This window comes from Rhodococcus sp. T7, from assembly GCF_009872365.1.
Taxonomy (GTDB): Bacteria; Actinomycetota; Actinomycetes; order Mycobacteriales; family Mycobacteriaceae; genus Rhodococcus_F.
On the sequence record NZ_WXYH01000390.1, the window covers coordinates 139091 to 146287 of the forward strand.

The window sequence follows — 7197 nt, forward strand, 5'->3', positions numbered from 1 at the left end:
GCCGTCACAATGCACTCCTCGACCGTCGCCTCGAAACGCATCGGCTGAAACGGCCCCCGCAACGAATTGCCCTTGGGAAGTGGGTAGCCCATATCTCTCGTCTCCCGGTGGTAAAAGTGAGCACCACGATGTCCCGTGGTGGAACACCAAGGTAGCACGACCGACGACCTTCAGTAAACGAACGTTCTCGGAAAGGTTCGTAACCTTCGACGGTCTCGGGGCACTGCTTCGTATCCCTGGCTCAGCAGCGACTTTCCATCGGATAACTCCATTCCTTGATCGGATCCGGATGGATCTGGCGCCGGACCGGAACCGGTGCTAACGTCATTAGGTAAACGAACGTTCTCGGTCGTGACGATGCGAGCGGCCCGGCCGGGCCCGAGATCGGCGACCGTGTCGCGCTGGAGCGGAGAAGGGGAGACAAGTGGCGAACGATATGCCCGCAATTAGCCTGGTTCCGTCGGAGGATGAGACCGCGCTGCGTCAGGTGGTAGCCGACGTGGCCAAGAAGTTCGACCATGACTACTTCATGGAGAAGACGCGCCAGGGACTGCCGGTCGACGAACTCTGGGACGAGCTCGCCGCCCTCGGCTTCCTGGGCGTCAGCCTGCCGGAGGAGTACGGGGGCGGTGGCGGTGGACTCTGGCAGCTGGCCATCGTCGCCGAGGAGCTGGCCGCGGCAGGATGTCCGCTCCAGTTGCTTGTCTACTCGCAGTCGATCGGTGGCAGCATCCTCGCCAAGCACGGCACGGACCAGCAGAAGGAGCGGTGGCTGCGGGGCCTCGCCACCGGAAAACTCAAGTTCTCGTTTGCGCTCACCGAGTCGGATGCGGGATCGAACTCGCAGGGGGTGTCCACCTCCGCCCGCGTCGTCGACGGCAGGTACGTGCTGTCGGGCACGAAGACGTTCATCTCCGGCGTCGAGGGTGCCGACGCGATTCTGGTCGTGGCCAGGACCGGGACGGACGAGAAGACCGGCAAGGGGCAACTGTCGCTCTTCATCGTCGACAGCGACGCGCCCGGGCTCACGCGGCAGCTGGTTCCGACAGCCCTGCAGGCGCCGGACAAGCAGTGGACGTTGTTCTTCGACGACGTGACGCTCGAGGCCGACCGGCTGGTCGGCGAGCTGCACCGGGGATTCCGGGCCGTGTTCGACGGTCTCAACCCCGAGCGCGTGCTCGGTGCGGCGTTCTGCGTGGGGATCGGCCGCTACGCACTGGACAAGGCTGCCCGGTACGTCAACGAGCGTGAGGTGTGGGGTGTGCCGATCGGCACACATCAGGGCGTCGCGCACCCGTTGGCGGCGGCGAAGGTCGAGTTGGAGTCGGCCCGCTTGATGATGGAGAAGGCTGCCCGGCTCTACGACGCCGGATTGTCGGCGGGGGAGACCGCGAACATGGCGAAATACCTCGCCGGCGAGGCCGGCGTCCACTGCCTCGACAGCGCCATTCAGGTGCACGGCGGAAACGGCTTCGCGCTGGAGTACGGATTGACCGACATGTGGTGGCTGGCGCGTCTGATCCAGGTGGCTCCCGTGTCCCGGGAGATGGTCCTGAACTTCGTCGCCGAGCACTCGCTGGGACTCCCGAAGTCGTACTGACAACGGTCTTTCCAAGTGATTGCGGCGATCGCACCCGGCCGTGGTTCCGGTGAAACAGATCACAGAAATTGCTTGACTGAGGGATATGAGCAAAGTACTCTCAAAATTAATCCCGAACCCCCGGCACGCTTGATCGAGCGGGTTCGACGTTCTGCCGACCGGCATTTCGTGAGAACTTCGGAACATGCAGAAACGGAGAATTCGTGCTCCCATCTGCTTCGGTGAGCAAGGCCGCCCCCGATTCCCAGCTGTCGAAGACTGGAGTGACGTGAAGATGGACAACAGCGGAGTACGCCCACGAGGCCCACTGGCGGGCCTGCGAGTGGTCGAGCTCGCAGGGATCGGCCCGGCGCCCTTCGGCGCGATGCTCCTGGCCGACTTGGGCGCCGAGGTGCTCCGGGTGCAGCGCCCGCGGAAGACGAAGGCGGGGCCTGTCGACCCGCCGCCGCTCGACTTGATCGAGCGGAACAGGACCGTGTGGGAACTCGACCTCAAGGACCCGGCGGCCCGCGCCGACCTGATCGCGGTCATCGAGCGGGCCGACGTCGTGATCGAGGGCTTCCGCCCGGGGGCCATGGAGCGTCTCGGCCTCGGTCCGGAAGAGATGCGGGAGCGCAACCCGAAGCTTGTCTACGGGCGGATGACGGGATGGGGCCAGGACGGTCCGCTCGCCCAGACCGCGGGGCACGACATCAACTACATCGGTTTGACCGGAGCCCTCGACATGATCGGGGAGTCCGGATCGGCCCCGCTTCCGCCGCTGAATTACGTAGGCGACTACGGCGGTGGCGGCATGCTCCTGGCCATGGGACTGCTTGCGGCCGTATGGGAGGCATCCGGATCGGGAGTGGGTCAGGTCGTCGACGCGGCGATGGTGGACGGGGCGACCGTCCTGTCCACGCTCTACTTCAGCCTGAGCAATGCCGGACGGTGGCGCGCCGAGCGTGGCAGCAACTTGCTCGACGGTGGGGCACCGTTCTACCGCACGTACCAGACGGCCGACGGCAAGTACATGGCACTCGGGGCACTCGAGCAACCCTTCTACGAGGAGTTCGCCGCACGGGCCGGCATCGAGAGCATGGGCGAGGCGGAGCGTCTCGACCCCGTGAACTGGAACGCCCTCGCCGGCGAATTGTCGGCGCTCTTCCTGACCCGGACGCGTCAGGAGTGGACGGAGCTGTTCCAGGACACGAACGCCTGCTGCACTCCCGTGCTGGGCCTCTCGGAGGCCGCCGAGCACGAGCACATCAAGGCCCGGTCGACGATCCTCTCGGTTGCCGGTGTGGTACAACCGGCGCCGGCGCCGCGGTTCGGCAAGACACCGTCCGGCACGCCGTCGAGTCCGGCACGGCACGGCGACTGGCGAGAGCTGACCGCGTCGTGGGGTGCCCCGATCGGCAGCACGGACCGGCACGCGACGCAGCCGGCCACCATCTGACCAGAAGGAGCTCTCCCTCGTGGGAATGTTGAAGAACCAGGCAGTCGTGATCACCGGTGCGGGAGGGGGACTCGGCCGGAGCTATGCCCTCGCGGCGGCTGCCGCGGGTGCGGCCGTGGTGGTCAACGACATCGACCGGGACGGCGCGCAGAGCGTTGTCGCCGAGATCCGCGCGTCCGGAGGCAGGGCCGAACCGTACGTCGGATCGATCGCGAACTGGGACGAGGCGGCGGCGCTCGTCGGGCATTGTGTCGAGTGCTTCGGCACGATCGACGCGCTGGTCAACAACGCCGCGATCATGCACATGGGCGACGTGCTCGACGATACCGAAGCCGACTATCGCGCGCTGGTCGAGACGAACCTTCTGGGCTCGGCGTTCGTGGGGCTCCACGCCGCGCGGGCCATGGTCGGGTCGGGCGGCGGCCGGATCGTCAACGTCACCTCGACCGCGCATCTCGGTCGATCCGGCACGAGCGCGTATGCGGCGACGAAGGGCGCGGTGTCGTCCCTCACGTACGGATGGGCCGTGGATCTGCAGGGCCACGGGATCAAGGTCAATGCGATCGCGCCGAGCGCACGGACCCCGATGCTGGAGTCCAATCCCATTGCGGGGATCGACTATTCGACACTTCCGTCGCCCGACGAGATCGCACCGCTGGCGGTCTACCTGATGAGCGACCGCGTCGCGTTCACCGGTCGCGTGCTGCGCCTCGAGAAGCGTGATCTCAAGGTGATGAACCTGCCCAGCTTCCCCGAGCGCGGTGTCGGTCGCGATACGTGGACGGCCGAGGACGTGGCCGCGGCACTCGAGGAGCACCTGGGTGAGCGCGCCACCGCGGTCTGACAAACCGTACCTCTTTCATTTCGAGCCAACCGATTTCGGGTTTTGCTGAAAGGACCAGCCATGACCATGCAGGAGGACCGACCGAAGGCCCTCTACGCGAGCACACTGCCCGAGGCATTTCAGCTCACGCTTCGGGAGCGCCCTGACGAGGTCGCGTTCCACGCGACCGACGAGATCCCCGCCATGACCTGGGCGCAGTACGCCGAACAGGTGCGAACGGCGGCGGCGGTGCTAGCGGGTCTGGGGTTGCGCCGCGGCGACACCATCGCGTTGCTCTTCACCTCGAGGCGAGAATTCCACTTCGTCGACTCGGCGGCCCTCCACCTGGGAATCACCAGCTTCTCGCTCTACAACAGTGCCTCTCTCGAAGCCATGCGCTTCGTGCTGAACAACTCTGGTACCCGGGCGGTGTTCACGGAGGCGGCGTTCGCGGAGCGCGCGGCCGAACTGAGTGCCTTCGTCGACAGGGTTGTCGTCATGTCCTCGGAGCCGCACTCCCTGACCGACTGGGACACCCTGGCGGGCGAGACCGACGCCGGTTTCGATCTGGAGGCGGTCGCAGCCGGCGTCTCGCCCGACGACGTCGCCACCCTGGTGTACACGGCCGGCACGACAGGTGACCCCAAGGGCGTTGAACTGACCCACGCGAACATCACGTTCGCCATGCGGACCTTCGTCGAACGGATGGAGATCCCGCAGGGAGCCAACCAGCTGTCGTTCCTGCCGATGGCGCACGCGATGGCGAGAATGATGGACCACTACGTCGCGATGATGCTGGGATTCAGCGTCAGCATCTGCGCCGACCCGGCCCGGATTCTCGCCGACCTGAAAGACGTGCGTCCGAGTTTCTTCGCATCCACACCGCGAGTCTGGGAGAAGCTGCGCGCCGACATCGACAATTCGGTCGCGGGTGAGGTGGACGTGGAGCGCAGGAATGAGATCACGCGCGTCATCGAGTTGGGGATCGAACGGGTCCGCGCGGAGCAGAAAGCGTTCGCGGCCGGCCTCGATCGCCCCGACTTCGACTTCACGGCAGATGAAGCGGAATTGCTCCGGAATCTCAGAAGGCAGGTCGGGCTCGATCGGATCTCGGCGTCGATCGTCGGCGGCGCGCCGGTCGACTCGGAGATGGTCGAGTTCTTCCACGCCCTCGGTGTCCCGATGGGGGAGGCGTTCGGCATGACCGAGTCGTCGGCGGTCTGCACGGCCAACCCGCCCTCCCGGGTCCGGTTCGGCACGGTCGGCCCCGCGCTGGACGGGGTGACCGTCCGGCTCGCGCAGGACGGCGAGCTTCTTCTCAAGGGCCCGAACGTGATGCGCGGCTACCGCGGCATGCCCGAACGCACCGCGGAGGCGATCGACCGGGACGGTTGGCTGCACACCGGTGATGTCGCACGGGTCGACGGCGACGGCTATCTCCGCATCGTCGACCGCAAGAAGGACATCATCATCAACTCGGCAGGCAAGAACATGTCGCCGACGCTGATCCAGGGTGCGCTCGCGCGGGCCACCAGTCTCGTCAACCACGTCGTGGTGGTGGGAGACCGGCGCCCGTACAACGTCGCGCTCCTGGTGCTCGACGCGAACGAGGTGCTTCGGTTCGCCCGGGCGAACGGCGTCGCGGCGGACGAGGGGTCCGAACTACTGGACCACCCGATCGTCAAGGCCGAGCTGGACGATGCGGTGGCACGGGCGAATTCCGGCCTGTCCCGGCCCGAGCAGATCAAGAGTTACCGCGTCCTCGAGGGCGACTGGGTGCCGGGTCGGGACGAGCTCACGCCGACGATGAAGCTCAAGCGGGCATCCATCATGAACAAGTACGCCGCGATCATCGACGAAATGTACGAGACGGCGAAACGCTGAGTCGATGCAGAGCACAGGACGACACATTGCGCGACCGACTGTCGCGGAGAGTGCCACGGTCTATGCCGACGATTTCACAGCGGGGCAGCGTATTCCGCTGGGATGCCGGTTCGTCAGCGAAGAGGAGATCGTCGAGTTCGCGCGCAAATGGGATCCGTTCCCATTCCATCTGGACCGCGATGCGGCGGCGAAGTCCGAGTTCGGTGGTTTGGTGGCCAGCGGGTTGCACGTGCTGGCCATCCTTCAGGTTCTCGAGTTCGAGGCCGTGCTCCATCGGACGGCGATGGTCGCGGGCCTCGGTTTCGACGAGATGAGGCTGCACGCTCCCGCGTACGCGGGGGACACGTTGACCGGCAGCATGGTGATCCGCACGGTGCGCCTGCGCGCCGACGGACGCGCCGTCGTCACGTGGCAGGGACTGCTCGATCGAGGCGACACACGGGTGCTGTCCATGGAAGGGGCCGCGATGATCCGGCAGCGGCCGACGTTCCCCGAAGTCCCGGACGACGCAGGAAGATCGGAGTGAAATGAGTGTGAGCGTTGTGGACGGTGTCTCCGACTCGATCGTGGTGGAGCAGTCCGACGGGATCTGCGTCGTGCGCCTCAACCGGCCACGGGTCGGCAATGCGATCAGCGCCGAGATGTTCGAACGGCTCGGAGATGTGTTCGGGGAGATCGACGCCGATGACCGCATCCGCGTCGCCGTCCTGACGGGTACCGGAGATCGCGCATTCTGTGCGGGCGCCGACCTCGAGGAGTTCATTCCCACGTTGACCGGCGGCAACCTGGGCGCGGTGATCCCCGATCCGAGCAAACGAATCTTCTCCGACGTCTACACCCCGATCATCGCCGCGGTCAACGGGGCCTGCGTCGCGGGCGGCATGGAGCTGCTGCTGGGAACGGATATTCGTCTTGCCGCCGAGCACGCGACGTTCGCGACTCCCGAGACACGGCTCGCGCTGGTCGGCGCGGGCGGCACCGTGTCGCGGCTCGCGCGCCAGGTGCCGTGGGCCGTCGCCATGGAGATGCTCCTTACGGGGGCTCCCATCGACGCCCACCGGGCGCGCGAGGTGGGACTGGTGAACCGTGTCGTTCCGGCTGCCGATCTGCAGGACGAGGCGTTGCGGCTCGCTGAGGGCATCTGCGCGGCCGGACCGTTGGCGACACGCGCGACGAAGGAGATCGTCGTCAAGGGGGCCGCGATGGAAACGCCGTTCGGCATCGAGGCCGAACTCGCCGGGCGGGTCTTCGGCACCGAGGACGCGGTCGAGGGACCGCGATCGTTCGTCGAGCGGCGTGCTCCACGCTTCGAGGGGAGATAGGACTCCGCACCGCGCATTCTCTGCGATCAATGGTTTTCCCGAATTCCATAGTCAAGAACAGGATGTGACATGAATCAATCATCAGCCGGTCACTCGACGAAGGATTTCATGGAGGAGGTGACGAAGGCAT

Annotated in this window: 6 protein-coding genes; all 6 read left to right on the plus strand. The window is 66.1% G+C overall.

All coding sequences use genetic code 11. From position 1 onward, the window contains the following. Positions 1–445: 445 nt before the first annotated feature. The 6 genes from MLGJGCBP_RS49160 to MLGJGCBP_RS49185 all read left to right on the plus strand — a co-directional run bounded on the left by MLGJGCBP_RS49160 (position 446) and on the right by MLGJGCBP_RS49185 (position 7067). On the plus strand, positions 446–1600 hold the full coding sequence (locus MLGJGCBP_RS49160; protein WP_201453063.1) for an acyl-CoA dehydrogenase family protein: 1155 nt from the start codon (positions 446–448) through the stop codon (positions 1598–1600). A 274-nt stretch (positions 1601–1874) separates the two neighbouring features. Then, positions 1875–3038, plus strand: coding sequence for a CaiB/BaiF CoA transferase family protein (locus MLGJGCBP_RS49165; RefSeq protein ID WP_160096469.1), 1164 nt, complete (start codon positions 1875–1877; stop codon positions 3036–3038). Positions 3039–3063: 25 nt separating this feature from the next. Next, on the plus strand, positions 3064–3882 hold the full coding sequence (locus MLGJGCBP_RS49170) for an SDR family NAD(P)-dependent oxidoreductase (protein ID WP_236581089.1): 819 nt from the start codon (positions 3064–3066) through the stop codon (positions 3880–3882). A gap of 60 nt (positions 3883–3942) precedes the next feature. Continuing rightward, entirely contained in the window at positions 3943–5745 is a 1803-nt protein-coding gene (locus tag MLGJGCBP_RS49175) for an AMP-dependent synthetase/ligase (protein WP_160096463.1), read from the plus strand. Positions 5746–5749: 4 nt separating this feature from the next. Further along, positions 5750–6271: a MaoC/PaaZ C-terminal domain-containing protein gene (locus MLGJGCBP_RS49180; protein WP_160096465.1), complete on the plus strand. Its 522-nt coding sequence runs from the start codon at positions 5750–5752 to the stop codon at positions 6269–6271. Position 6272: 1 nt separating this feature from the next. Continuing rightward, positions 6273–7067, plus strand: coding sequence for an enoyl-CoA hydratase/isomerase family protein (locus MLGJGCBP_RS49185; protein ID WP_160096467.1), 795 nt, complete (start codon positions 6273–6275; stop codon positions 7065–7067). The last annotated feature ends 130 nt before the right edge of the window (positions 7068–7197 follow it).

Coding starts and splice junctions, on each gene's coding strand:
- MLGJGCBP_RS49165 (WP_160096469.1), top strand. CDS start 1,875: ATGGACAACAGCGGAGTACGCCCACGAGGCCCACTGGCGGGCCTGCGA.
- MLGJGCBP_RS49170 (WP_236581089.1), top strand. CDS start 3,064: ATGTTGAAGAACCAGGCAGTCGTGATCACCGGTGCGGGAGGGGGACTC.
- MLGJGCBP_RS49175 (WP_160096463.1), top strand. CDS start 3,943: ATGACCATGCAGGAGGACCGACCGAAGGCCCTCTACGCGAGCACACTG.
- MLGJGCBP_RS49180 (WP_160096465.1), top strand. CDS start 5,750: ATGCAGAGCACAGGACGACACATTGCGCGACCGACTGTCGCGGAGAGT.
- MLGJGCBP_RS49185 (WP_160096467.1), top strand. CDS start 6,273: ATGAGTGTGAGCGTTGTGGACGGTGTCTCCGACTCGATCGTGGTGGAG.